A 25,273-nucleotide genomic window follows, 5' to 3' on the forward strand; every position below is an offset into this window, starting at 1 on the left:
GAAGGAGAACTATATGAATGATAAAGTGAAAAAAGGTATGATTATTGCGGGTTGCGTGGTGTGTTGTGTTATTCTTGCAGTGATGATTGCAAGTAATTTCAGAAAGCCAGCAAAAACAAAGGATAAATTAGCAGAGAGCCAGTCTACAGAAATAGAAGTGAAACCGGAAATCAAAAAGTCCGAATTAGACAAGAAGTCAAAAGAGACTGAAAGTAAAGAAGAGGAATCGAAGAAAGAACCGGAGACTACGGAGGAGCAGAAAGAATCAGAGGAGGAAAAAGAGGGAAATAAGGACAACGGGCAGCCTGTACAGAATATTCAGCCCAGAGTGACTAAACCGGAAGAACCAGATCCAGAAGTATTAAAAAATCCTAATCAGAAACCAGATGGGGAGAGCGTGCAGGGCACGCCGGTTCCGGAAAACCATGATGAAGTAAAACAGCCGGAGACAGACACGGTTCCTGGAGCCGCACCAGAAGGTGAGTCACAGGAAGGAAAAATATATGCCCCAGGCTTTGGATGGATTGATGACATTGGGGAAGGGGAAGGCATTGAAGACAGTAACATTTATGAAAACGGTAATAAAATTGGGATAATGGATTAATTATCAATAGGTTGGTTAAATAGATGCATGACAGAAAGGCTATGAATTGTAGCGCCCTCCTGCTAAGCATAGAGAGAAATCAAAGATATAAATTTTATCGTTCGGCACAGCTATTTATGGCTGTGCTTTTTCATTGGAAAGGAGAACATTTGGGAATTTGAAAAGCAGAATAAGTTGGCTGACAAGGATTGTACTGTTCAGCCTGTGTTTTTTGATCATGTCGGTTCCAGCGTATGCGGCAGGGGAAGGTAATGTGGACGGCGGAGGCGGCAGCATGGGACAAGGTTCTTCGCAAAATTTTTGGTCCCCAGGTGATGAAGGGGTACGTGTATCGGTGATAAGTACAAGTGACCATAAAGTAGTAGGCACGCCTATTGACCTTACCAATAAAAGCCCATCTGATATTAGGCTTCATTTTGGAAAGGTGAGCAAGATGTCTTATACATCAGGTCATGGAATTGGTATATCCGGTTCAAGATACCAGTACATAAGACCAGCACAGAGACTTCCTATAATTATAAGTTCACAAAGTCTGGGACCATCAAGTATTGCGGAAATAAAGCGGTACTTTACGGACGAGCAGACGATACGTGGGATAGCAGGTTATATGGGAATAGATTTTGATATACTTATCAGCGGCGAGTACAGAATTATGATAGAGCCGATTGCGTATGTGACATTGCAGGGAGTAAGAGTTGCTATGACAGCAACGGAAGCGGCTTTATATGATGAGGTTGCAGGCGGGGTGGTATATTCCTGGTTACGTTCAGTTACCTTTCAAAATCTGCCCCTTGCAATGTTTCTCGAAAAATCTGATTTAGGATATCCTGCGTGGAACGGTCCAACTACCGGATTGCGTTCACATCAGGAAATCAAAACTTCGTTGGGACTTGGAATCATACGTTTTAATGGGGAGTTGCCAGAACCATCACCGGAGGTTACGACTTTTGATTATGAATACCGCACTAACACGGAGGTTATCACCAGTATCCGCGTGAGTGGCGGTCAAAGTGATCCGGACCATAAGGTATCTGTGACATTTAAAATACAAGGGAGAAATTATAAGGTGGACAGCGTATATTATCCCGAGGGAGGAAGTCAGCTTGCCTGGGTTCGGTGGACAACACCATCTACAGAGCAGACTATGGAAATTCCAGTAACAGTAAGAGGTGGTGGCCGTACAGACAAAGGGACTATACGGGTTAAGATAGTAAACCTGGACAAGAATCCACCGCCGAATCCAGTTGCAGATGACCGTAATGACAGTTATGCGAGGCCGGCAGTTCCATCAAAGAGTCAGCAAACGTCCGCTGATTGGAGTATTTGGCGACCATACTGGTATTCTTACTGGGTATGGCATAGTGGTGACGATGATGATGATGGATACTGGTGTGATCATGGCTGGTGGAAGTTCAATATTGATAGATATCATGCAAGTTTGAACGCAACAATGCGCGTCCAGCCAGATGATAAATCCCCTACGGCCCATGGCAAAACATTAAAAAGCGGATACGGATTTAACGAATATGTGAACAGTTCTGTGAGCACGAATCAGTCCAGTGCCGTGACTGGAGCCCAAAATGCCGTGACGTATTTTCCGGAGTTTCAATACAAGAAATACTGGCGTTTATTGGAGCGGATGTCGGGTGGGTATCATTCCGAATTTGAGTTCAAAAAAAATCAATACAGTACATTTAAGCGGAGGACACATTTCACTCCGATATGGATGCCAGATGGCAAATATACACCCTATACATGGTTAATAGATGCCTGGACACCAGCAGGAATGTTATCACTAAACCTGACCGATAATCTGACAATCAGCGGTAATTTGTGGACGGACTGGCATATCGCACCACAGAGACTAGATTAAAAAATAAAGTAAAAATAAATAAACAGTTACCAAAGAGGGAGACGCAGAGATCTTCCTCTTTTTGTTATTAGGAAGGAATGAAGTGGCATGTACGATAAAAACAAAACTTTGGATACCCTGAAAAATGAAATCTTCTTGTCAAAAGACAACCTGTATCTAGCGGAGGAAGCGTTAAATTCTGATCAGATACCCTATGAAACGGTAAAGAAGATTATGGAGGTTGGAGGATATAGAAATAAAATAAATGCTTTGCGCAAAGCGTATTTGATGGGTGTAAATTTTGACAACCTTATCGGTCTTGTACATGATTCAGACGGCCCGGAGGAAATCAGGTCAATAGCTGGGGCACTGGAACGGAAACTGGAAATCCAGAAAATTCAGATTGTGGCAGATGGAAAACACGATTACAGACAAATGGATTTAGTGTTTTATGGGTTTTATACTGGCAGAAGCATACAGGAAATGGAACTGGCAACAGATAACCGGTTTGATGAAGAGCAGATTGAAGAAATCCTGTCGGGTTTTCGCTATGGGCTTGCCTATGAACAGGTGGCATTTTATGCGAAAGAAGAATTTGATTGTTACCAGATGCGGACCATAAAAAGGGCGTTTCTGTACGATAATCTGACAGTGGAGGAGGCGGCAATATTTGCTTTACCCAGTAATAACACAAAGAAAATGCGCCAGGAGATTAGAAAGATAGTAGCACAGCGCGGTAAAACAAAGAAATCCAATCTGTAATCGTGAGAAAGGATAAACACATGGAGAAAGAAGCAATGGAAGATATCCTGCGATTGGCAGAGGATGTAAGCAGCCTTGTGATGGACCTTGGACCATTTGGGCTTACGGACGAAGATGAAGTAAAAAAAACACCGCAGGACCGGATACATGAGACATATCAATGGCTGTCCGAACCAAAGGGCTGTAAAGAAGCGTCCGAGTATTTTAAGGAATTGCTTGCAATACTGGATAAGACGGACGCAGAGTATCAAAGAATCGCTGATATATGTGAAAGAATCCATAAGGTCCAGGAAATAAAGCCATGGAAAGAAAAAGTAACTGTTAGAAACAGTCCCAGCTGTCGCAGATGACCAGGGCCTGGATATGTCCATAATATAGGACAGATTAAGGAAACAGAATCCCTTCAAGTAGAGAGGTTTCATAGATTCCTCTGGTAAAAATCTAAATAGAAATGCAAAAAGGAGGGATAAGAAGTTGTGGCCACGTAAAACGATAGTCTCTTCGACGCTTATTGGATTTAGAGACGAAGAGCATTGAACGGATTAAATTAGCAAGTGAAATGTCAAAGAGGTACTATGATGCCCCCATAATCTGTACTTACAGTGGGGGCAAGGATTCTGACGTACTTCTGGATTTGTTTATCCGGTCAGGAGTTGAATTTGAGGCCCACAATTCTCATACAACAGTCGATGCTCCCGATACGGTGTACTATATCAGGGAGAAATTTCGAGGTTTAAAAGAAAAGGGAATCCCATGTATTATCCATATGCCGCCACTGAGCATGTGGCAGTTGATTGTCAAAAAGAAGATGCCGCCCACCAGGATGCAGCGTTACTGTTGTGAAATCCTAAAAGAGAACACAACACCGGACAGACTGGTATCAACAGGTGTGCGCTGGGACGAAAGCACCAAACGGTCCAAAAGGGGACAGTTAGAAGCGGCTGCCCCAAAAGTCGAGAATAGGATTACTCTGATGAACGACAACGATGATAAGCGGCTGGTTATTGAGCGGTGTGCAATCCGTGGCAGGGTAGTGTCCAACCCAATCATTGACTGGACACATAAAGACATCTGGGATTATATCCGTTCCAACCATATGCCTTATAATCCGCTTTATGATATGGGTTATAAAAGAGTTGGCTGTGTAGGGTGCCCGATGGCTGGAAAAAACCGCTACAAAGAGTTTGCTGACTTCCCAAAGTATAAGGCAGCTTATATCCGGGCGTTTGATAAAATGTTAGTGGCAATCCATGCGGCGGGGAAACCTACTAAGTGGAAGAACGGAGAGGACGTGTTCCGGTGGTGGATGGAGGATAAAAATGTAGAGGGACAGTTGTGCCTCGCGGATTTTATGGACATGGGACCAGACTAAAACAATAAATCAACAACAGGAGGTTTACGTTCCAACCGGAACTAATTTATATAAAAAAGTGAATGAAAGCAGTACCGATTGAGTTAAAGGCGGCAAATGAATATGTCGCGCAGAATCATAGGCATCATAGCCCTGTATACCGGGACAAATTCCGTGTCGCATGTACTGAGCATGGCAGAATATGTGGCGTGATACAGTGCGGCAGGCCAGTATCCAGGCATTTAGACGATGGAAAAACGCTGGAAGTAACGCGTTGCTGCACAGACGGTACAGCCAATGCCTGTAGCTTCCTATACGGGCGGGTAGCCCGGATTGCAAAAGAGATGGGATATGAGCGGATTATCACTTATATCCTTATCTCTGAATCCGGTGCTTCCTTAAAAGCGGCAGGGTGGGAATGTGAGAAAGAGATTGCAGGGGGCGGCTCCTGGGATACACCTGCCAGGCGCAGACATACAACAGCACCGCAATGTAAAAAGCAAAGATGGATGAAAAATTTGTGTAAAGAAGGTGATGAGAGTCGAGAATCGGAATTATAGATGCTGATTTATTGGATAAGAACAGGCACCGCATGCCGAATCTGGCATGCATGAAGATCAGCGGATTCCATAAGCAGATGGGGGATCAGATACATTTGCTGACGGAGTATTCAGGCTTCAATGAGTTTGATAAGGTATATCTGTCAAAGGTCTTTACGGCTACGAGGTATCCGCCGGAAGTCTTAAAGATGGAGAATGTAGAATATGGAGGTACTGGGTTTTATTTAGACCAGGCTCCCGAGCTGCCCTACGAAATAGAGCATGCCATGCCGGATTACAGTCTGTATGCGGATTGGCTTAAAGGTAAGGGAGAAGAAGGAAAAAAGAGTAAGAAGTATAAGTATTATCGGGATTATTCTATTGGGTTTTTAACAAGGGGCTGCTTTAGGCAATGCCCTTTTTGTGTGAACAAAAATAAAACGGTATCCGTTCCTGCAAGCCCAGTGTACGAATTTTACAATCCACAGAAAAAGAAGATCTGTCTGCTGGATGATAATTTTCTGGCATGTGGGGAGTGGAGTGCATTATTGGGACAACTACGGGAAACCGGCCGTCCGGTCCAGTTCCGGCAAGGACTGGATATCAGGCTGATTACCAGGCAAAAATCCAGGGAACTGGCATCTTGTAGATTGGATGGCGACTTATTATTTGCCTTTGACAATATCAAGGATAAAGAAACAGTCATAGAAAAGATGAAGATCATAAACCCAATATTCCAGGAATCAAAAAGGATCAAGTTCTATGTATTAACTGGGTTTGATGCAGATGGAAGATATGACTGGACTTTCTGGAAACAGGATATCTTACAGGCATTTGAGCGTATCCGGATTCTAATGGGGGTGCGTGCGTATCCATATATCATGCGGTATGAGAAATATCAGGAATCACCTTACCGGGGAATGTATGTAAACCTGTCCAGGTGGTGTAACCAGCCCCAGATGTATAAGCAGATGAGCTTCCGTGAATTTTGCCACTTGTCAAAAGAAGGGAGCGCCTGCAGAACGTATCTGGAGGAGTATGAAAGAGACTTTCCGGAAATCAGCAGTTATTTTGACATGAAATTTTAAACTCTGATTCAGGAGGTGGTGCTATGAAGTTTACAGATGAAGAATTAGAGATAGCCAGAAGCGTGGACCTGGTGTCTATTGCTGAAAGGCAGGGCTTCACGGTGAAGCGGGTAGGCAGTTACTATACATTGAAAGAACATGATTCTATAAGGATTAAAAATCGTAGGAGCTGGCTGCGTTTTTCCGTACCCGAGGGCCAGGACGGTCACAACGGGGATAACATTGAGTTTCTGAGACAATTTTGCTATATGGATTTTCGTGAGGCGGTTATCTATTTGTTGAACGAGGCCGGTTATCGGTATGAGGATAAATCATTTAAAGATGATACAAGCAGGAAAAACCACGAGAGAAGAAAGGAAGAGCAAAATAAAGAACAAGAAGGGAAAGGGGAGTTTGTGCTTCCCGAACCAAACGACAATTATCGGAGGTTATATGCCTATCTGTTAAAAACGCGCTGCCTGAGCAAAGAAGTAGTTGACTGGTTCGTTAAAAAAAAGCTGATTTATGAAACACGCAGATATCATAACGTGGTTTTTATTGGCAGGGATTCCTTTGGTACAGCACGGTTTGCCAGTATGAGGGGAACGGTGGATAATTATGGAAACCCGTTTAAAGGGGACGTGGAGAACAACGATAAAACCTATGGTTTCAATGTAAGAAACAAGAAAAATAAAGAAGTCAAGGTATTTGAGGCAGCCATTGACCTGATGTCTTATATGGATTATAAGCGTGATGGGCAGTCAAACAAGTTGGCATTAGGGTCAACCTGGGACGGGGCATTGGACCGGTTCCTGCTAGAAAATCCACAGATTAAACGAATAAGCCTGTATCTTGATAATGATAAGGCAGGCCGGAAAGCAGCGGCACTTATACGCAAGAAATATATAGAGATGGGATATCACGTTAAAGTCCGGTTCCCGCCATATGGGAAAGATTGGAATGAATTTCTTGTTGCAGAAAGAAAAAAGGCAGTGATTCAATATTTGAACAGGAATAGCAATCTGGACCGGAAACAGGCAATCGGATAATTTCATAAAAGCAAGGAGATAGTATGGATTATTTTAATTTCAAAGAAGAGTTTCTCTATCAGTTCATTGACCTGATGGAGAAAAGCAAAACGTTAGGAGCGTTGAACTTGGTTATGGAAGGACTACCAGGTGAATCAATCACAATGACTTTCAAGGATAGGTACTGCCCTATGGTCAGCATAGAGGAACTGTTTTTGAGAAGCCAGTATGAAATGCTGCCAGTCAGGATATTGGCTTCGGAGACACTGCAGGAATTTCAGACGGCGGAAACCGGAGGTATCCGATTGAAGATGGATACGGTCAAGAATCCATTGTTTGTAGAGTTCCATGCAGTGAATGCAAACAAATACCAGATGAGGCTGGAAGAATTGGAGCTGCCGTATACCAGACTGGGAGATATGTGTATCTTTTATCGGTTCCGTGTGAAAGAGGAAAGTGAAAAACTTGTATACACCATGCCCGTAGATGAAGAGGACTTACAGCGGTGGGGAATGCATGTAGATCAACTGCATGCGTGCGTGTCAGACAATGCTTTCTCCCAGTATAGTGTGCAGATTGAACCGGTTGCAGCCGTTATACGGGAAGGCTTGGAGGCAGGCTTTACGCTTGGGAGAGGAAAGATTACAAATGAACGCGCAAGTGCCTGGCGGCTGACAGGTCCGGGAGGCGCGGCAGGCATGCTTTATAGGAATATTCTGGATGAATTTGCAGAAATGGTCAACACGGATCTGTACCTGCTTCCAGTAACAGCAGAGGAAACCGCTATATATGCCGCCGACCAGTATACACCTGCTGACCTTCAGATGCGTCTCGAAAGAAAAAAATCCTTAAAGGGATTTGTAAGCCATCCGTTGTCAGAGTCGGTTTTGTATTATAGTCTCAAGAGTAAAACCCTGACGGTGCACCAGTCTTCATTGGTGAAAAAAACCCTGGTCTAAGAGTCGGTACGGGAGTCTACAGATGCAGGAAATGGTAAATAGACGAAGAGGAGAACCAAAATGCGCGAATATGATGAAAACCATGCATATGAGGAAGTCCGGGAGGATTTCATTAAAGAATATAAGGCACAGCTAGAACGCAGAGGAAATGGGGAGAAGTTGGAAATAGTGGCGGAAGGTACTCCTTTTGAATCCTTTACATACAAAGGGAATGGACCTTTATTATGTACCAGTATCTCTATGGAACTGGTGTACAGAAATTGCTATATTTTTGCCATTCGAGAGATTGATGAGGCCGTATCTACTATCTTGGAGATTCAGGATGAGGCAGAATGGATATCCCCGGAGCGGCTGGAACAACTGGAACATGTAATAGTGTTTCCGGTAAATCTATCACATTGCAGGGATAAGCTGGAAGAAAATGATATTGCATATTTTCCCTTCGAAGATATGGCGATCACTTATCAATTCTGCATTGAGGACAATGAGAGGTCGTATCGCAGGGATGTTACAAGGGAATGGCTGAATAGGCAGGGGATAAATGCAAAGGAACTCTTTGAAAAAGTAAGGTATAAAGACCTGGAGCAAATTTGGGGCGAAATTAAAACCATAGAGCAGGTGGGAAAAAAATCAGAGGATTCACAGCAGGCTGCTTTGTATGGCGTCAATGGCTTTGGTGCTGCCCTTTATCCAAAAGTGATGGAGCAGGTAGTAAAAAAAATGGGCAGTGAAGTGCTGATTGTACCTGAAGAAACCTATACGGCTTATATTCAGACACCGGATATTATGAGTGCTGCAAAACTGCAAGAAGAATTACAGGAGGACAATCGTGTGAAACTGGTGACTGGCGATAGGCACCTTGTACTTTCTGGGAAGATATTTAAGTACGATACCGGCAGGAAAAACCTGGTCCCGGCAATGGAACATACCATTGAAAAGCATAGAGTGAAATGAAAACCGCTTTAATCGGGAGAAGCGCAGACGGCCAGAAGGGAAGGAGATAGATGTATTATTATAGTGAGAACGAAGCATATGACGAATTACGAGAGGATTTTATTGATGAATTTCAAGACCAGCTACAAGAAAGAGACAGAGGGGAGGAACTGAAGCTGATAGCTGAAGGCACGCCATTTGAAGCCATTATGCTGAAAGGTGGAGGGGAGTTAGTTTGCCCCAGTATTCCGATGGAATTGGTGTATCTTAACTGCTATGTTGCTGAGAACAACGAGTTAGACGAGGCGGTCACGCAGATTCTGGGTATATTTGATGGGGATGAGTGGATACCGCGCGAACAATTTGAGCAGATAGAGCATGTACTTATATATCCTATGAATTTGGCAGAATATGAGGATAAACTGGTGGAGGGAAACATTGCATATATGCCATATCAGGATATGGCGGTCACTTTCCAATTCTGTATTGAAAGAGGGGAGAGATCGTACTGCGGAGATGTTACAAAAGAGCATTTGGAAAAATGGGGAATCGGTGTGGAGGAACTTTTTGAGAAAGTCAGATACAAGGATGCAAATGAAATAGGAGTGGGTATCGTAAATATGTACGATTCACTTACAAACAGATATGAAAATGATAAAACAATCCTTTTTAGGCCGGCGGATGGTGTGCCATTGGAACTGAAGCAAGTCTACAATGTCTATGGTGTGAATGGCTTTGGTGCAATCTTCTATCCGAAAGTTATGGAACTGGTGTATGATAAATTAGGGGACGAGATGCTGATTGTTCCCAATGATGCCTTTGGTGCTTATGTCCATGCGCAAAGTGTTGGGAATCTGTCAGACTTATATGAGAGCCTGACCAGTGAGAATATAATGAAAGAAGAAACAGGGGAAATACGCCATAAACTATCTGAGCGGGTTTTTAAATACGATCTGGAAAGCAGAAACCTGATTCATGCAGTTCCTCCGAAAATTGAGAAACAAAAATTGAGATAGGTAGGTGGGTTAGTGGATTGATGAACTTAATAAACTATGACCAATTTAAGGTTGCTTATCTACAAAAAATAGCAGAACTTTTAGACCAGCATGGTTATTCCATCAGACCGGTCGTGATAGGGGAAGGGTTATCGCTGGAAAAGGCAACCCTGGATTTAGGCGATAAAATCTGTCATTGCATAGACCTTCAGGAAATTTATTCGGATTATTGCAAAAATGCTAGACCAATGTTTTCTATTGTGAAGGATACATTGGATTGTTTCCGGGAGTTTGGTACAGTACAAAGAGAACAGGTGGAATGCATAGAAAGTGTTTTAGCCTGTGTAACAAACTTTGAGAAAAGCAAAGAAATCCTGCGGGGTAAGGGTATACCATATTTGGCAGTAGGTGACATGGCAGTATATTTCAGGTTTGATTATGAGCTGCCTTTCGGCGGTACAATGGAAAGTATTGTAACAAAAGACCATCTCCTAAAATGGAAGTTTTCAGCCGAAGAATTATTCAATATTGTTAGGCAATGCGAGGCACAGAAAATCGGTGCCTGTGCTTATGACTGGGTGGAAAGCCTTCAACCATATGATTTTGGCCATATACCTGTGATTGCAAGAGCAGAAGATATCTACAATGCGCCATATGAGCTGTATGGATTGAACGGTGCCGGGGCGATACTTTACCCCGAAGTGCTGCGTCAATTTGAAGAGGCTTTTCATGAGCGGGTCATAATCGTACCGTATTCAGAACGAAAAGCGGCCATATTACCGGAAAGCCGTATACAGGATATGTGGGTACAAAGAAAAATCCGGGAGTATACGGAGGATACGGACGCGCGGTTATTTTTGTCCAGGCAGGTTTATTCGTATACAGAGGGGAAGTTTTACAGGCTCAAGGGTGGTATAGAACAATTACAGGCTGTCATTGATCAGAAATTGGAGACAACTATGAATCATGAGAAAACACTGGTCGGTAAAAAGCAAAGCAGATAAAATCTCAAGGAGGACAGACAAAGATGGAATATGAAGAATTCATCCAGTTTTTTACCCATGAAGTCAACTATAATTTAAAAATGCTGGGTGTTCCATGGCGGGCTAAGTATGAGAACACAGGCGGCAGAGAAGAAGTTTTGGTGGTAATCCATGGTGGAGGGCATGATTTTCCTCCGATTAAAGTTCACGATTATTACCAGGAGTTTTTGCAGGGGATGCCCTGGGGAGTCGCTGCACGGAAAGCAACACAGGATTTCTTTGATGATGAGAGCACAAAATGTGCACTGATGGATATGGGGCTTTTTCATGCAGATATGGTAATTCCCACTTTTATGAACACAGAGGAAAATGAGGAACTATTGAAAACCGTTCCATATTCAAGGTTTGAAGATTTAGCAGTTATACTTCAAATTGCATATCAGTCCCTGGGCGGTATCAATCTCAACCTTGTGGTAACAGACGATATCTTACAGGGATGGGGGCTGAGGTATGATGAACTTTATCAAATGGCCCTGGATAATCCGAGGAATGTTGAGTCTGTACAGATGATAGAGTTGCACAAGATGATAGATATTATATCACCCGATGAAACAGTAGAGGATTTACCTCCCTTCTATGTGGTAACGAATACTGGTCAACATTTAGGCGCTGCAGGTATTCTTTACAAAACCAGAATGTATGAACTTGCAGAAACTATGGGGGATGATATCTTATTGGTTCCTATGAGCGTTGACCATTTTTTGGCAATGCCGCTTTTAGACCAAAAGGGCATAGATTATATATCTAATGCACTACACAGTAGTAAAGAGGTAATCACTGGAAGTATAAAGCCCCTGTCTGGGAATCTATACCACTATAATTGTGAAACCGCACAGTTTCGTATGATTACTCCCAGCCAGTTAAAAGAAACGAAAAAACGAGGCAGATAGGGGGAGGGTTTGAGAAACGATAGATATTCAATCATAGAGAAAAGGGAATTTTATGAAACCTTTGTATATGAATTAAACAATAATTTACAAAAGATGGGATTAGGGTGGAAGGTGGTGCTGCCTGACCATATTTCGGATGGCTGTGTGATCAGTTTACAGGGCAGCCCAGAGAAAGGCTCAGAAATATTTCCTTTTGTAGCATATAACCGTCATACACAGTTGGGAGAACCCCTGTGGCTGGTAGTCAGGAATTCGCTAGAGTTTTTATTGCGGGATGACCGGATCACCAAAGCCGCATTTAAAGAGATGGGGGTGTTATCGCCAAATCTAGTAGTTCCGACATTGATGAACGCGAAAAGAAATCAAGAGGTATTGGACAATTTCCCACATAAGCTATATGGAGACGGGGACCTTGCCATTGTATTGAGGATTATTTATCATTCAACAGATTGTTTGCTTGAAGATATGCACCTTAATTTAAGAGTGACAAGTGAAATGCTGAATGAGTTTGGAATGGATTTTGATACCCTTTATCAGTGGTCGCTTGATAATCCGGAAAATCAAAGGGCTGTTTCCGTGGAACCGTTTGGGACAGAACCGGAAAAGAAGGATATCTACATTATGACAACAGAGAGCTTTTACTGGGGTGCTTCTGCTTTTTTATACAAAGAAAAAGTACACGAGCTGTCAGATAAACTGGGTGGCGATATGATACTATTTCCTACAAGTATCAATCAATGCGTGGCATTATCAAATAAAAACAGGGACGGAAGAAAATGGATTCAGGAAACCCTCTACGACTCTAAACAAAATGGTTTTCAGCAGAGGGAAAAAGATTTATCCGATTATATTTATGTTTATAGCCGGAAAACAGATGAGATCCGTAAAACAAGTCAAAGGATGCGGCAGAAGCCAAAAGTGAATAAAAACCATAGCAGGTGACTTTTCAGAGCGATTCAGAAAAGAACCTGCTTTTTTCATTTAATCATAAAGGAGATAAGAATATGAACCTCAAATTATATAAACAGTTTTCAGATGCTTACCAGCAATGTATTCGTTCCGCTTTTGAGGATTCCGCAATTCGCGGGGAAGTTAGAACGGTGGCTAGGGGTCTCCCGACCGAGGGAATCACAATTTTATTTGAGCAGGAGGGGCGGTACTGCCCCGTCATTCCGGTAAGGGAGGCTTTTTTGAGAGCGGAGATGTTTGACACCTGGGAAGAGGAATTGGCAGACCGGGCGATGGAAGTGTTCTCTGATGCGGAAGCGGAAGATCTGCGTATTGCAGTAGGCCAGTTGGAACAGCCGGAATATGTGGCAGTATATGCCGCAAACCATAGAAGTGACCTGGAAGCCCTGAAAAAGAATGATATGCCTTACCAGGTTATGGGGGACATGGTGCTCTACTATATGTTTCACGCACCGCTGGGAGACGGGCGTTATTATCAGGCAGAAGTAACCAATAAACATCTGGCATCCTGGAAAATGAGAAAAAGTGATTTTCATAATTTTGTACTGGAACATTCGCTGGTATCCATGGAGAGCAAAATCTATCCGTTGTGTGAGAAGATTGAAAATGTGCTGGAAGGTATTTCGTGCTGTCTGAACAATGGAGAGGCAGAGGATAGCCTTGGTTATGTGGTCACGGGACCTGGAGGAGCGGCAAGTGTATTATACTGGGATACCTTACAGGAACTTAGCCGCCTGATGCCGGATAGCTTTTATATTTTGCCATATTCAGAGAGGGAGGCTTATATCCTGCCTGATACTATGGGAGCACTGGCACCAGCATTTTCCATTGAAGATGTCCACAAGAATGGGAACCGTCAGGTTCGACACAGCTTGGCTGGGTATGCCATATCAAGTCATGGTTTCCACTATTCACCATCGGAGAACAAGAACAAATTGCTGACCATACGCGAATGGTTGAAGGGTGTAAATGAATGACATATGAAGAATATAAACAGGGACTGATTACAGAACTTGGGCGTCACATTGATGAAGAGCATCAGAGATTGATAGTAATAGCAGAAGGTACGGACAATGAGGAAATAGCCCTTGAACTTATGCAGCCGCCTGTGTGTAGCCAGTCATTGTCAATCCATAGCTTATATAGACAGTGGAAAGAAGGCGAATTAACGGCCCAGGTAAGCAGTATCTGCGATTATTTTGAAAAAAAGCGTGCTATTGAAACGATTGAGCAGTTAGAAAATGTTACGATTTGGGCGGCTAATTTTGAAAAGGCAGCCGAAAAGCTGGAAGGGAATGATATACCATATCTGCCTGTTGGGGATATGGCTGTATATTTTCAGTTCTTTGATGAAGTCTATGACGAGGATGAACAGTGGCCTCTGGATTATAAAAGACCTGTCCAAAATGAACATTTAAAGCAGTGGGGACTTACGGTACAGGAATTATTTGATAAAGTCAAATATTTCGATATGAATGAACGCTTTCAGACGGTTTTGGATACGAGCAGAGCTGTTCTGGCTCATACATTAGGGGCATTAAGCGGGGCGCTTCCAGACACAAAAGACTATTACGGGGTGTACAGCGAGAATGGGATTGCAATCATGTTCTATCCCGAGGGTTTGAGTGAAATCTCAAGGCGTTTGGATGATGACCTGTATGTTATGCCGTTATCAAATGATAAAATCCTTGTCTGTCCAATATCAGGACACAGTTTGGAAACTTTGCAGGAAATAGTAAAAAAGAGCAATGAGATGGATAAAAGAGCAGAAGTGTTCCCTGTCCAGGTCTCTAATATGGTGTTCCAGTTTGATGCCGAAAGCCTTGCAATCCAACCGGCGGCACAGATAGAGAAAAAAACGAGACATAAGGCAAGATAAGATGAAGGCAAATCTTTGAAAGGGGGTGGTTAAGCCCAATCCAATAAAAATTCAGCAGTCATAGAAATTTAATTTGTACCAGTAGCTCGTAACTTATTCGGAAACTGATTACATTCAAACATTTGAAAGGAGGTAAGAGGTAATCCCGGGTAAAATGTGTAGCTACACCCTCTAAGAAGGGAATTGGATTATAAATTAATAAATTTTTGTGAGTTTGACAAATATGCAGTAAAAAGTTATTGCGCCATACATGGGGTTGACGAGAGTGCCAACCTTGGGGATATTACGAAAGTTGATGAGAAAAAGCTACCTTATTTCAACTTTATCTGCGGTGGAAGCCCGTGTCAGGATTTCTCCCTAAGTGGGAAGCTGGCCGGTTCCGTCTGGAGGTGCAGAGATTGCGGGCATGAGGTAAACCCGCTGCAGGTACATTGGAGCAAACGGGATTTTTGTGAAAAATGCGGCTCAAAGAATCTGGATAAAACAAGGTCCTCTCTCCTTGTAGAGTGGCTTCGGGTTATCCGGGAAGTAAAGCCGATGTTTGGAATTTATGAGAATGTAAAAAATATTGTTCAGGCAAGGTTTCTAAACAGCACATTCCGTCTATTTGAGCAGGAATTGCAGGAATATGGATACAACACCTATTGGAAGATATTGAACGCGAAAAATTATGGGATTCCGCAAAACCGGGAACGGGTATACCTCGTCCTGATTAAAAAGGAATGTGATAATGGAAAATTCGTATTCCCAGAGCCAATGGAAAACGGGAGGCGGCTGATGGATATCCTTGAAGATGAGGTAGATGAGAAATATTATCTGTCAGATGATAAAGTGCAGAAACTGATTACAGACATGAAGGAGCGGAAAGCGCTTCTGTATATGCCTGGGGAAGAGGAACTGAAACAGTGGGAAAATAAACTGTATAAAGTTGGACAGGTTCAGGGGTATCTTGGCGATCCCCAGACTGGCAGGGTATACTCTGCAATCGGTTCCAGCCCTACTTTGCTGGCAAGCGGTGCCGGAAGAAATAAAATAGCCGTGGTCGGAAGTATTGGAAATTCCCAACAGAGTGTTATACTATCAGGGATGGGAACTGCCAATACCCAGCTTGCGAGCCACGACCAGACAAAGATTTTGCAAGTGGGGGCAATCCGTGGAAGATATAATGAAGAGGGAAGAGTCGAACAGCACCTGGAACTAAAGGATAAGCCTTGGTGCAGCTATGCGATTACCTCCGTACAGAAGGATAACATCATTCTGGTGCGGCAGGACACCGTAAAAGGCTACGAGGAATGTATGGCAGAGGGAGTTGTAAATATCGCCTATCCGAATGCTGCCGGAAAACGGGGCCGGGTACAGGGACATGGGACCATCTGCCCGACAATCACTGCGCAGGGAAATTCCCTGTGCAGGCTGGAATCAATCCTTCGTATCAGGCGGCTTACACCATTAGAGTGCTTCAGGCTGATGGGTTTTGATGATGAAGATTACCAGAAGGTCCTGGAAGCGGGCATCAGTAACAGCCAGGCATATAAGCAGGCAGGAAATTCGATTGTAGTGAATGTCTTAACCAGTATTTTTGAAGCTTTATATAGCGCTATGCCTTAGGTTTTTATACAAGGGCATAATCATAAAACACAACAAAACCGAGCCAACCTACACTAAAACGTCGCTATTTCTTTGTGAAAAGCGACGTTTTTTTATGGCCCGGACTGAGAAAGGAGTGGTGACAACCATATAATCTAAAAAAGAAAGGGGGAAGTTTTTTCGTTAGCCAGGCTGAGAGGTCTGGCTTTTTTCATTTCAAAACAAGGAGGTTAGCGAATGGCAGATGACAAACTGAAAGCAGGCCCGGAGTCCCCTGGCGAGGGCTCTGTTGGGGATGCTCAAACTGTGACGAAGCCCCCTGTCCCGGAAACGGTAGAGGAGCCCGCAGCTGGCACCGGCCCGGTACGCCAGCCGGAACAGTCTGTTACCCCTGGAATGGGCGGGGATGTTCCAGCCCAGCCTGCGCCGCAGGTTGAAGCTGATAAGGTGAAAAAATCCCCCGACCAGGATAAAAAAGTGGAACCGGAGGAAAAGACGGCAAAACGCCGGGGCCGTCCCCCCAAGGAGCAGGATTCTCCCCAGGGGGACAAACCGGAAAAGGGGCCGGAGCCCCGCACAGGCCGCCCGGCCAAGGCTGACAAGGCGGCCCGTGGCGAGTCCCCGTCCCCAGCTCTGGACAAAGTGTCCAGAAGTAAGGAACAAGAGCTTACCCTCGCCCAGCGTGGGGGAAAAATACGACGGGAACGCAATCAAAATGTGAAAGATTTTTTGTCGGGCAAGCGTGAAACTCCCTTTGCGGATGGTAAGCAACCGCCTAAATCCACTAAGGCCGCCCCGGTCAAGGAGGCGGAGGCACCTGCCCCGGAGATCAAGCTGCCGCCTACGCCGGAGGTGCCGCCCCGCCCGGTGGAGCAGGGAAAAATCGTCTATTTGAAGCTGTCAGAGCTTCATCCATTCCATACCTTGCGGGATCACCCCTTTAAGGTGCAGGACGATAAGGCGATGGACGATCTGGTGGGGACGATCAAGGAACACGGCATTATGACCCCCGCCACCGTCCGCCCGGAAAAAGACGGCAACGGCTATGAGATCATCGCGGGCCACCGCCGCTGTCATGGCGGTGAGCGGGCTGGCTTGGATGAGATCCCCTGTATTGTCCGTGAGATGACCGATCTTGAAGCTGTCCGTGAAATGAAGAACAGCAACAAGCAGCGGGGCGACCCTCTCCCCAGCGAATTGGCAAAGCTCCTGGATTTGGAGCTGGAAGCCATCAAACGCCAGGGGGCCCGGCCCAAAAATGACAAGGAAGCGGAGGCCCTGGGTAAGCTCTCGGTGGAGATCGTGGGCAAGGAGCATGATATGAACTATAAAAAGGTGCTCCGCTATGTTCGCCTTAACCATCTTGTCCCGGAGCTTCTGGAAAAGGTGGACGCTAAAAATATGGGATTTATGCCCGCTGTGGAACTGTCGTATATCAAGCCGGAAAACCAGCGGCTTATCGCCGTGTCCATTGATGGGGAGCAGTCCTCCCCCTCGGTCAAACAGGCAAAGCGGCTCCGGGAGCTCGACCAGGAGGGCTTGCTCAACGGCGATGTGATCGATGGTATTTTGAGCGAAGAAAAAAGGGAGGTTGACAACGTGATCATCAGTACCGACGAACTCAACAAGTATTTCGGCAAGGAGGTCACTCCTGCCAAAATGAAGGAGCAGATCATAGCCCTGCTGGACGAGTGGAAAGAGAAACAGCCGCCCGAACTGGCAAAGCCTGAGAAGAAACACGAGCTCGATAAGTGACCGGGCCCCGCCTCTGGACACTTTGTCCAGAGGTACGCGCCCTGCGCTTGGGATGGGCTCTGCGGTGATATATCCCCCGTCGCCGGGGTTTATGCTGCACAGCCGGGAGTGGGCCGTCAAGGGGCGGAACGCCCGCCGCTTGCGGCGGCCTGCCCTTTACGGCCTGCCCCGGCTGTGCTATTTCCGGCAAGCGGCGGGGGTATATCCTCCAGAGCCGCCCCCTTTCCCTGGATAGGGAAAGGGCGGGGGGATAGGGTTGACCCCCTACCTATTAAATATAAGAAAAAGAAACGGAGGTTTTGATTATGAAGCGACCCCTTGCGTATGTGACCGCCGCATGGCGCGGCGGCGAGTGCGAGGTCATGGAGCAGGCAGCTAAATACTGCCGCATTGTCTATGATGCGGGATATTCCCCCATCTGCCCTATGCTCTATCTGCCGCTGTTCCTCAATGACGCAGTGCCGGAGGAGCATAAAAGCGGTATTGATATGGGGCGCGACCTGCTCCGGCGCTCCCGCGTGCTGGTGGTATGCGGGAGCTATGTCAATGTAGCGGTGAAAAATGACATCGCTGTGGCCCAGCGGCTGGGGATCACCGCCACCACCCTGGACGGCATCCTCACCGTCAAGGGCCAGAGGCGGCGCTGATATGGCGGTCATTGAGGCGTATGTCACCAACCTGGGGAAATACAACGAGGGTGAGCTGGCAAGCGAGCCGTTGAAATTCCCCACGACTACGGAGGAAGTACAGGCGCTCCTTAAACGGATCGGCGTTGACAATATCCAGTATGAGGAGATTTTTATTGCCGACTATGACGGCGACCTGCCGGAACTCAACGCCTGCCTGGGAGAATACGAAAGCATTGACGAGCTCAACCATCTGGCCTGCCTGCTCTCCGAGCTGGATAAAAGCGATTTGGAAAAGTTTGAGGCGGCTGTTGCCAGCGGCGAGCATACCTCCGGCGTGGGCGACCTCATCAATCTGGTGGAAAATCTGGATTGCTACGATTTCTATATCGGCGTGTCTGATGATGAAACCCTGGGCCGCATTTACGCGGAGGACATGGAACTAATCAACATTCCCGAAAACCTGCGGGATTATTTCGATTATGAGGCGTATGGCCGGGATATGCGGATCAATGAGGATGGCGGGTTTGTCAAAGGCGGTTTTTTCCTCCCCAACGGCAGCCAGTTTATTGAATACTACCACGGGCTGGAGGACATTCCAGACGAGCACAAGGTTTTTGCTTATCCGCAGCTTTCCATCCGGGAGCAGATGGCGGCTTATAAAGAAGTCATTGACCGTTTTCCCCAGGCGGCGGAACGCCCCCGCCCGGAGCAAAGCCATACAGACCGATAGCGGCACTTCTGGACACATTGTCCAGAAGTGCTTTTTTCGTGTGGAAGGAGGGATAAGGGCTGATAGACGAGGACGTTTCCAGACGTACCATAGCAGTATCTATTAAGGCAAGCAAGCTCACGGCGCGGGGGCTTGCCTATGTTCTCCAGGCGGTAGGCCGGAAGATCGCCAAACATCACCGGGCCAAGCAGACGCCCCACGGCAGGCAGACGGTGGGGCAGCTCATGGGCCACGGGGCTGCCACCAACAGTATCGAGGTGGAGGCCCCGGCCCTCTTTGACCGGGTAGCCCGGAAATGGAATGTGGACTACGCCTTTTATCAAGTCGCGCCGGATAAGCACCTGCTGTTCTTCAAGGCGGGGCAGGCCGACGCGATCACAGCCTGTTTCTCCGAGTATTCCAAACGGCTGCTAAAGCGCACCAAATCCACAAAAGCCCCCATCCGGGAGCAGATCAAGGAGGCCGCCACAGAAGCGGCCCGCCAGCCCGCCCAAAAGCTGGAACGCACAAAGGAGGCGGTGCATGAGGACAGGTAGTGTCAAAAAATATGTGATACCAAACATCCCCTATTTGTTTGTGCTGTGGGCCTGCCTAAAGCTGGGGACAGCCTACCGGCTGGCCGCTGGCGCGGATTTCCCCCATAAGCTCATGGGCCTGGGGCAGACGGTGGGCCCGGCCTTTGCCAACCTTGCGCCGGGGCTTGATCCCTTTGACTGGCTTGTTGGCATTGTGGGCGCGGTGGGCTTCCGGCTGCTGATCTACTTCAAGAACAAGAACGCAAAGAAATTCCGGCGGGATGAGGAGTTCGGGAGCGCCCGATGGGGCGGGCCTAAAGATATAGCCCCTTTCGTCGATCCAGTCTTTGAAAACAATGTTATCCTCACCGGGACGGAGCTTCTTACCATGAACACCCGCCCCAAAAATCCGGCCAACGCCCGCAACCTCAACGCCTGTGTGATCGGTTCGTCCGGCTCCGGCAAAACCCGGTTCTGGCTCACCCCGCAGCTTCTCCAGGCCAGCGCGAAGAAAAAGGGCGGGTGCAGCTTTGTGGTGGTCGATCCAAAGGGCGGGGTTCTCTCCCAGGTGGGGGCTTTCCTGCAACGGAGGGGCTATCGGATCAAGGTGTTCAATTCCATTGATTTTTCCCAAAGTATGCACTATAACCCCCTGGCGTATATCCGCAACGAGGCTGATATTCTAAAGTTTGTCGATACCCTCATAGCCAACACCAAAGGCGAGGGCAAGGAGGGTGATCCATTTTGGACAAAGGCGGAAACGCTTTTGTACTGCGCCCTTATCGCCTATATCATTTTCGAGGGCCCCGCCGAGGATCGGAATATGAATACCCTGGTGGATATGATCTCCGGCATGGAGGTGAAGGAGGACAACGAAAACTTTATGAACGCGGTGGACTATATGTTCAAGGGGCTGGAAAAGCGCAAGCCGGATTGCTTTGCGGTGAAGCAGTACAAGAAATATAAGCTGGCCAGCGGTGTTGTATGCTCTAAAAGACTTCTTAATCAAGCGGTTGGGAAGTCTCTTAGAACACACAACCTAAAACCGAAGAAAGGAGCGCAAGTTATGAGAAAAAACGAGAAAATCACTGCTCTGTATGAACGATTGAGCCGTGATGACTTTGGCAAAGATGATGACCAGCAGCGTGAGAGCAATTCCATTTCCAATCAAAAGGCTATGTTGGAGGAGTTCGCCGCACGGCAGGGGTTTACGAACATTGTCCATTTCACGGACGATGGCATTAGTGGTACTTGCTTTGACCGTCCCGGATTTTTGGCAATGATGAAAGAAGTGGAAGCCGGGAATGTGGAGTACCTGTGTATCAAGGACATGAGCCGCATGGGTCGTGACTATCTGAAAGTCGGTCAGATTATGGAAATCCTGCGTCAGCGTGGCGTTCGCCTTATCGCCATCAATGACGGCGTGGACAGCGCCAGAGGGGACGATGATTTTACCCCTTTCCGCAACATTATGAACGAATACTACGCCAGAGACACCAGCCGTAAAATCCGTTCCACTTTTCAATTCAAAGGCAAGTCCGGCAAGCACCTCACAGGCACGGTTATTTACGGCTATCTCTGGAACGAAGCCAGAGACCAATGGTTGGTTGACCCCGAAGCCGCCGAAGTGGTAAAGCGTATCTTTTCCATGACGATTGACGGCTACGGTCCGTATCAGATCGCCAGCAAGCTGAAAGAAGAAAAAATCCTCATTCCGTCCGCTTACCTTGCCCGGCACGGCGAGGGTGTGAATAAAAACAAGACTTTCAAAGATGTGTACGGCTGGGGTTCTTCCACCATCTGCAACATTCTTGAAAAGCGTGAATATCTGGGACACACCATCAACTTCAAGACCCGAAAGCACTTCAAGGACAAGAAAAGCCATTATGTCCCGGAGGACGAATGGACGATTTTCGAGAATACCCATGAAGCTATCATTGACCAGCAGACCTTTGACCTTGTGCAGAAAATCCGTGGGAATGTCAGACGCTACCCGGACGGCTGGGGCGAAGCAGCTCCCCTCACGGGCTTGCTCTATTGCGCCGATTGCGGCGGCAAGATGTATGTCCACCGCACCAACAACGGCAAGCGTATTTCTCAATATACCTGTTCCCAATACAGCAAAGTCCCAGTTGGAAAGCTCTGCATGACACAGCACCGTATCAATGAAGATGTGGTACTGTCCCTTGTCTCTGAAATGCTGAAAGCCATTGCAGAATATGCCAAGTATGACAGAGCCGAGTTTGTCCGTGTGGTGCAGGAAGCACAGTCCAGCCAGCAGACGGCAGAGGTCAGGAAACAGCGGACACGCCTTGCCACAGCAAAGCAGAGAGTTTCCGAGCTGGAAGTCCTGCTCTGCAAAATCTATGAGGACAACATTTTGGGAAAGCTGTCCGACAGTAGATACGCCACTCTGGACGCTCAATACGAAAAGGAACAGTCCGAGCTTACCGCCGAAATCTCTGCTCTGGAAAAAGCTATCAAGAGCTATGAAAAACACGAAAAGGACGCTGACCGTTTTATCGCTCTGATTGACAAGTACGAGAACTTCGACAAGCTGACCATTGCCATGCTCAATGAGTTTATCGAGAAAATCCTTGTGCATGAGCGTGACCGCAAAGGCAGTATACAGACCACACAGGAGGTCGAGATTTACTTCAATTTTGTCGGGCGTTTCGTTCCCCCAGCGTTTGGAGAAGAGGAGCTTACCCCGGAGGAATTAGAGGAAATCCGCAAGCGTGAGGAACGCAAGGATAGGCTTCATCAGAACTACTTGAAGCGGAAAGCCAGCGGAGCGCAGAAACGATACGAGGACAAAATCAAGAAGCGGAAAAAGGCAGAAATCGAAGCCAAGAAAGCCGCCATTCGTGCGGAGGATATTGCAAAGGGCGTGTTCGTCCCTGTCAGCAGTTTACCGCAGAGAGAGCCGATGAAAGGAGTACAAACAGCATGAATATCACTTACACACAGAACGGCGATTATCTTATCCCGAACATCGTTATCCGCAAGACCAAGCCCCTCGGACATTACGGCAGACTTCGCAAGGCGTATTTAGAAATGCACCGCCCGATACTGTTCAATGAACTGGTGCTATCCGACAAGCTCTTTGAACATTGCGCCGAGATTGACGAAGCGGCACGAAACCGCATGGAACTGATCGTGCCGGAGCTGGCAAAACAGTACGGCGTGACCGAGCAACTGAAAGCTGAAAACCAAATGGAATGGGTGCGGCAGATGAACGCTTGCAAGGCACAGGCAGAGGAAGTTGTGAAAGCAGAATTGATTTATGATTGAGTGAGGAAGTCCGGGCAGAAAACTGTTCGGACTTTTCTCATATATTCCAAAGTTGCGATAGAATTGTTCACGAGTTTTATGGTATAATTTGAATGCGAAAAATCGTAGAATTGGAAGTTGGTAGGAGGTTGCTTTATGAGCCTTGATAGGAAAATAAATCGCATTCAATTTCTCTCAGGAAATTCGCTAAAGGTTATTGCTGTACTGACAATGCTTATTGACCATCTATGTAAAATTGTGCTGCAATGGCTGCTATCAAACTACTGGGGGGCTATGGCAGATAACGGGCAAATGTCGTGGGAGAGATTCCGAGAGATAGATTATTTCATACGGTTTGATTTGCAAAGCATTGGGACGATTGCTTTTCCGCTATTCTGTTTTTTGCTGGCAGAAGGATTCCAACACACAAGAAGTAAAAAACGCTATATTGGGTTGATGCTTGCATTTGCCCTTATTTCGGAAGTTCCATTTGACATAGGTTTCTTTAGTGCGTATTCACGAATGGAAGATACATTTCCGTTTTACTTGAAGTATCAAAATGTATTTTTCACCTTGTTTTTAGGCTTATTGACATTGGTATGCCTTGAAAGATTTTCGTGTAAATCAGACCTACCGGTGGATAGAATAAAATCAGCAGTCCTGCAAGTTCTCAGTGTAGTGCTTTTTTCCGGCATTGCGGAAGGAATCCATTGTGACTACGGTATGCAGGGGATCTTATTCATATCAGCATTTTATATTTGCCGTAATCACCGAATCTATCAAGTGTTGCTGTTCCTTTTGGCTTACATGGGGACAACGGGGAATCAACCGCCTTTATGTACGCTTCTTGCCTGCTTGCTTATTCTGCTATACAACGGAAAGCGTGGTAAACTGAAGCTAAAATACTTCTTCTATGTTTTTTATCCAGCACATATCCTTGTCCTATATTTGATTCAGATAGGACTCGGAAAATACTTACTGAAATGACTAATTCCAGTTTGTCGAGAAATTAAGCCGGAGCAAACCCCTTTAGGAACTAAAGGGCGCACTTCTATACTCTCTGTCGAGAGTAGTGCGTCCTGCGGAGCTTCATTCTCCGTCAGCAGAAGAAAACTGCATGACCGAGAATGTTGCGTCACTTCGTTCCGTCAAGGTGGCTACACCCCCTTGCGCCGCTAAAGCGGCTATCCCCTGTGGACTTGCCGTCCGCAAACGGTTTTGACAAACCGTTCGCCGCCAGCAAGTTTGAAAATCAAGAATCTTAATTTGATAAAGGAGTGTGATTCTATGAAAAAGAAATTACCCATAATCCTCTTGGGTGTTATTTTGGCTTGTGTGTTGGTTTTCGGTTTCCTTTATGCAAACAATGACATTGGTAAAACCGCAAACAGTTTAGAAGCAGACATTCGCCAATCTCAAAAAATTTTGGATGATTGGATTGTTGATGGAAGCATTTCCGACACAATGGCTGCATTTATTTCTTACCCACAGGACAAGACAGACCACACTTTTTCTGTCTATGTAAATCGCCCTGGCTTGTCTTTTGGATATTTCTTCCGTGGTGGTGGAGATATAGTTGAGGTTGATGATTACATTGCAGAGTTTGTTGTTGAGGGAAATAACGAAAGGGCATTTATCTCAATGAATACCCAAAATATTGTTCGACTTGAAGTAGATGATGGCAACGGCATTCAGGTGATTGATATTGATAGTGGCAAGCCTTTCGCCATTGTCCTGCCCCTCAATGTAGGAAACATCTGTTTCTATGATACGAATGGAAATGTTGTGGAATATCTTCGCCAACAACTTTGACCAACTTCAATTTACCGAACTGAACACAACAACTGAATACCGAAAAACTGACCGTTGACTGGTCGCAATCTGCGAAAAGTTGACGGTCTTTTTTTATCCCC

Annotated in this window: 25 protein-coding genes; all 25 read left to right on the plus strand. The window is 46.0% G+C overall.

Annotated features, from left to right (window positions below):
• Positions 1–13 precede the first annotated feature (13 nt).
• The 25 genes from MCJ35_RS01075 (at position 14) to MCJ35_RS01195 (ending at position 25,172) form a co-directional block, all read left to right on the plus strand.
• Positions 14–604 carry a DUF6550 family protein gene (locus MCJ35_RS01075; RefSeq protein ID WP_006567827.1) on the plus strand — a complete coding sequence of 197 codons (591 nt, stop codon included), beginning with the start codon at positions 14–16 and terminating at the stop codon, positions 602–604.
• Positions 605–821: 217 nt separating this feature from the next.
• The gene (locus MCJ35_RS01080) at positions 822–2,477 is read left to right on the plus strand and encodes a DUF8195 domain-containing protein (RefSeq protein WP_006567825.1); all 1,656 of its coding nucleotides are present in this window, start codon (positions 822–824) and stop codon (positions 2,475–2,477) included.
• A gap of 87 nt (positions 2,478–2,564) precedes the next feature.
• Positions 2,565–3,218 (plus strand): hypothetical protein, encoded by a 654-nt coding sequence (locus MCJ35_RS01085; protein WP_006567824.1) that lies wholly within the window; start codon positions 2,565–2,567, stop codon positions 3,216–3,218.
• Positions 3,219–3,238: 20 nt separating this feature from the next.
• Positions 3,239–3,568 (plus strand): hypothetical protein, encoded by a 330-nt coding sequence (locus MCJ35_RS01090; protein WP_006567823.1) that lies wholly within the window; start codon positions 3,239–3,241, stop codon positions 3,566–3,568.
• 209 nt (positions 3,569–3,777) lie between these two features.
• Positions 3,778–4,590, plus strand: a complete 813-nt coding sequence (locus tag MCJ35_RS01095; protein ID WP_330367879.1) for a phosphoadenosine phosphosulfate reductase family protein — start codon at positions 3,778–3,780, stop codon at positions 4,588–4,590.
• A gap of 62 nt (positions 4,591–4,652) precedes the next feature.
• Positions 4,653–5,129 (plus strand): XF1762 family protein, encoded by a 477-nt coding sequence (locus MCJ35_RS01100; protein WP_006567821.1) that lies wholly within the window; start codon positions 4,653–4,655, stop codon positions 5,127–5,129.
• A gap of 32 nt (positions 5,130–5,161) precedes the next feature.
• Positions 5,162–6,196, plus strand: a complete 1,035-nt coding sequence (locus tag MCJ35_RS01105) for a hypothetical protein (protein WP_006567820.1) — start codon at positions 5,162–5,164, stop codon at positions 6,194–6,196.
• Positions 6,197–6,219: 23 nt separating this feature from the next.
• Positions 6,220–7,224: a DUF3991 and toprim domain-containing protein gene (locus MCJ35_RS01110; RefSeq protein WP_006567819.1), complete on the plus strand. Its 1,005-nt coding sequence runs from the start codon at positions 6,220–6,222 to the stop codon at positions 7,222–7,224.
• 143 nt (positions 7,225–7,367) lie between these two features.
• Positions 7,368–8,162: a DUF5688 family protein gene (locus tag MCJ35_RS01115; RefSeq protein WP_240299328.1), complete on the plus strand. Its 795-nt coding sequence runs from the start codon at positions 7,368–7,370 to the stop codon at positions 8,160–8,162.
• Between the two features lie 60 nt (positions 8,163–8,222).
• Positions 8,223–9,116: a DUF5688 family protein gene (locus MCJ35_RS01120; protein WP_006567817.1), complete on the plus strand. Its 894-nt coding sequence runs from the start codon at positions 8,223–8,225 to the stop codon at positions 9,114–9,116.
• A gap of 50 nt (positions 9,117–9,166) precedes the next feature.
• Positions 9,167–10,111, plus strand: coding sequence for a DUF5688 family protein (locus tag MCJ35_RS01125; protein ID WP_006567816.1), 945 nt, complete (start codon positions 9,167–9,169; stop codon positions 10,109–10,111).
• Positions 10,112–10,131: 20 nt separating this feature from the next.
• A complete protein-coding gene (locus tag MCJ35_RS01130) occupies positions 10,132–11,094 on the plus strand; it encodes a DUF5688 family protein (protein ID WP_006567815.1) in 963 nt (320 codons plus the stop codon).
• Between the two features lie 23 nt (positions 11,095–11,117).
• Entirely contained in the window at positions 11,118–12,023 is a 906-nt protein-coding gene (locus MCJ35_RS01135) for a DUF5688 family protein (protein WP_006567814.1), read from the plus strand.
• Between the two features lie 9 nt (positions 12,024–12,032).
• Positions 12,033–12,965 carry a DUF5688 family protein gene (locus MCJ35_RS01140; RefSeq protein WP_006567813.1) on the plus strand — a complete coding sequence of 311 codons (933 nt, stop codon included), beginning with the start codon at positions 12,033–12,035 and terminating at the stop codon, positions 12,963–12,965.
• A 62-nt stretch (positions 12,966–13,027) separates the two neighbouring features.
• Complete coding sequence (locus MCJ35_RS01145) at positions 13,028–13,969, plus strand: DUF5688 family protein (protein ID WP_233458277.1); 942 nt, start codon at positions 13,028–13,030, stop codon at positions 13,967–13,969.
• Entirely contained in the window at positions 13,966–14,871 is a 906-nt protein-coding gene (locus tag MCJ35_RS01150) for a DUF5688 family protein (protein ID WP_006567811.1), read from the plus strand. Before MCJ35_RS01145 ends, MCJ35_RS01150 begins: the two co-directional genes overlap by 4 nt.
• Positions 14,872–15,054: 183 nt before the next feature.
• Positions 15,055–16,479, plus strand: coding sequence for a DNA (cytosine-5-)-methyltransferase (dcm, locus tag MCJ35_RS01155; RefSeq protein WP_034576466.1), 1,425 nt, complete (start codon positions 15,055–15,057; stop codon positions 16,477–16,479).
• 216 nt (positions 16,480–16,695) lie between these two features.
• Complete coding sequence (locus MCJ35_RS01160) at positions 16,696–18,213, plus strand: ParB/RepB/Spo0J family partition protein (protein WP_025483381.1); 1,518 nt, start codon at positions 16,696–16,698, stop codon at positions 18,211–18,213.
• 305 nt (positions 18,214–18,518) lie between these two features.
• Positions 18,519–18,860: a DUF7768 domain-containing protein gene (locus MCJ35_RS01165; RefSeq protein WP_025483379.1), complete on the plus strand. Its 342-nt coding sequence runs from the start codon at positions 18,519–18,521 to the stop codon at positions 18,858–18,860.
• 1 nt (position 18,861) lies between these two features.
• The gene (locus MCJ35_RS01170; RefSeq protein ID WP_025483377.1) at positions 18,862–19,572 is read left to right on the plus strand and encodes an antirestriction protein ArdA; all 711 of its coding nucleotides are present in this window, start codon (positions 18,862–18,864) and stop codon (positions 19,570–19,572) included.
• A gap of 101 nt (positions 19,573–19,673) precedes the next feature.
• The gene (locus MCJ35_RS01175) at positions 19,674–20,108 is read left to right on the plus strand and encodes a PcfB family protein (RefSeq protein ID WP_240299777.1); all 435 of its coding nucleotides are present in this window, start codon (positions 19,674–19,676) and stop codon (positions 20,106–20,108) included.
• Complete coding sequence (locus tag MCJ35_RS01180; protein WP_025483375.1) at positions 20,095–23,040, plus strand: DUF4368 domain-containing protein; 2,946 nt, start codon at positions 20,095–20,097, stop codon at positions 23,038–23,040. Before MCJ35_RS01175 ends, MCJ35_RS01180 begins: the two co-directional genes overlap by 14 nt.
• Entirely contained in the window at positions 23,037–23,381 is a 345-nt protein-coding gene (locus MCJ35_RS01185) for a TnpV protein (protein WP_025483374.1), read from the plus strand. Before MCJ35_RS01180 ends, MCJ35_RS01185 begins: the two co-directional genes overlap by 4 nt.
• Before the next feature lie 135 nt (positions 23,382–23,516).
• The gene (locus tag MCJ35_RS01190; RefSeq protein WP_025483373.1) at positions 23,517–24,347 is read left to right on the plus strand and encodes a TraX family protein; all 831 of its coding nucleotides are present in this window, start codon (positions 23,517–23,519) and stop codon (positions 24,345–24,347) included.
• Positions 24,348–24,647: 300 nt separating this feature from the next.
• Positions 24,648–25,172, plus strand: a complete 525-nt coding sequence (locus MCJ35_RS01195; RefSeq protein ID WP_015516227.1) for a hypothetical protein — start codon at positions 24,648–24,650, stop codon at positions 25,170–25,172.
• Positions 25,173–25,273: the final 101 nt, after the last annotated feature.

It is taken from the genome of Enterocloster sp. OA13, assembly GCF_022440595.1.
Lineage (GTDB): Bacteria > Bacillota > Clostridia > Lachnospirales > Lachnospiraceae > Enterocloster > Enterocloster hominis.

Excerpts from the sequence above, each read along its gene's own strand:
- MCJ35_RS01090 (WP_006567823.1), top strand. The coding sequence starts at position 3,239 with ATGGAGAAAGAAGCAATGGAAGATATCCTGCGATTGGCAGAGGATGTA.
- MCJ35_RS01190 (WP_025483373.1), top strand. The coding sequence starts at position 23,517 with ATGAGCCTTGATAGGAAAATAAATCGCATTCAATTTCTCTCAGGAAAT.
- MCJ35_RS01130 (WP_006567815.1), top strand. The coding sequence starts at position 10,132 with ATGAACTTAATAAACTATGACCAATTTAAGGTTGCTTATCTACAAAAA.
- MCJ35_RS01120 (WP_006567817.1), top strand. The coding sequence starts at position 8,223 with ATGCGCGAATATGATGAAAACCATGCATATGAGGAAGTCCGGGAGGAT.
- MCJ35_RS01115 (WP_240299328.1), top strand. The coding sequence starts at position 7,368 with ATGACTTTCAAGGATAGGTACTGCCCTATGGTCAGCATAGAGGAACTG.
- MCJ35_RS01145 (WP_233458277.1), top strand. The coding sequence starts at position 13,028 with ATGAACCTCAAATTATATAAACAGTTTTCAGATGCTTACCAGCAATGT.
- MCJ35_RS01195 (WP_015516227.1), top strand. The coding sequence starts at position 24,648 with ATGAAAAAGAAATTACCCATAATCCTCTTGGGTGTTATTTTGGCTTGT.
- MCJ35_RS01085 (WP_006567824.1), top strand. The coding sequence starts at position 2,565 with ATGTACGATAAAAACAAAACTTTGGATACCCTGAAAAATGAAATCTTC.
- MCJ35_RS01135 (WP_006567814.1), top strand. The coding sequence starts at position 11,118 with ATGGAATATGAAGAATTCATCCAGTTTTTTACCCATGAAGTCAACTAT.
- MCJ35_RS01150 (WP_006567811.1), top strand. The coding sequence starts at position 13,966 with ATGACATATGAAGAATATAAACAGGGACTGATTACAGAACTTGGGCGT.
- MCJ35_RS01095 (WP_330367879.1), top strand. The coding sequence starts at position 3,778 with ATGTCAAAGAGGTACTATGATGCCCCCATAATCTGTACTTACAGTGGG.
- MCJ35_RS01170 (WP_025483377.1), top strand. The coding sequence starts at position 18,862 with ATGGCGGTCATTGAGGCGTATGTCACCAACCTGGGGAAATACAACGAG.
- MCJ35_RS01185 (WP_025483374.1), top strand. The coding sequence starts at position 23,037 with ATGAATATCACTTACACACAGAACGGCGATTATCTTATCCCGAACATC.
- MCJ35_RS01110 (WP_006567819.1), top strand. The coding sequence starts at position 6,220 with ATGAAGTTTACAGATGAAGAATTAGAGATAGCCAGAAGCGTGGACCTG.
- MCJ35_RS01125 (WP_006567816.1), top strand. The coding sequence starts at position 9,167 with ATGTATTATTATAGTGAGAACGAAGCATATGACGAATTACGAGAGGAT.
- MCJ35_RS01080 (WP_006567825.1), top strand. The coding sequence starts at position 822 with ATGTCGGTTCCAGCGTATGCGGCAGGGGAAGGTAATGTGGACGGCGGA.
- MCJ35_RS01105 (WP_006567820.1), top strand. The coding sequence starts at position 5,162 with ATGCCGAATCTGGCATGCATGAAGATCAGCGGATTCCATAAGCAGATG.
- MCJ35_RS01180 (WP_025483375.1), top strand. The coding sequence starts at position 20,095 with ATGAGGACAGGTAGTGTCAAAAAATATGTGATACCAAACATCCCCTAT.
- MCJ35_RS01160 (WP_025483381.1), top strand. The coding sequence starts at position 16,696 with ATGGCAGATGACAAACTGAAAGCAGGCCCGGAGTCCCCTGGCGAGGGC.
- MCJ35_RS01100 (WP_006567821.1), top strand. The coding sequence starts at position 4,653 with ATGAAAGCAGTACCGATTGAGTTAAAGGCGGCAAATGAATATGTCGCG.
- MCJ35_RS01165 (WP_025483379.1), top strand. The coding sequence starts at position 18,519 with ATGAAGCGACCCCTTGCGTATGTGACCGCCGCATGGCGCGGCGGCGAG.
- MCJ35_RS01075 (WP_006567827.1), top strand. The coding sequence starts at position 14 with ATGAATGATAAAGTGAAAAAAGGTATGATTATTGCGGGTTGCGTGGTG.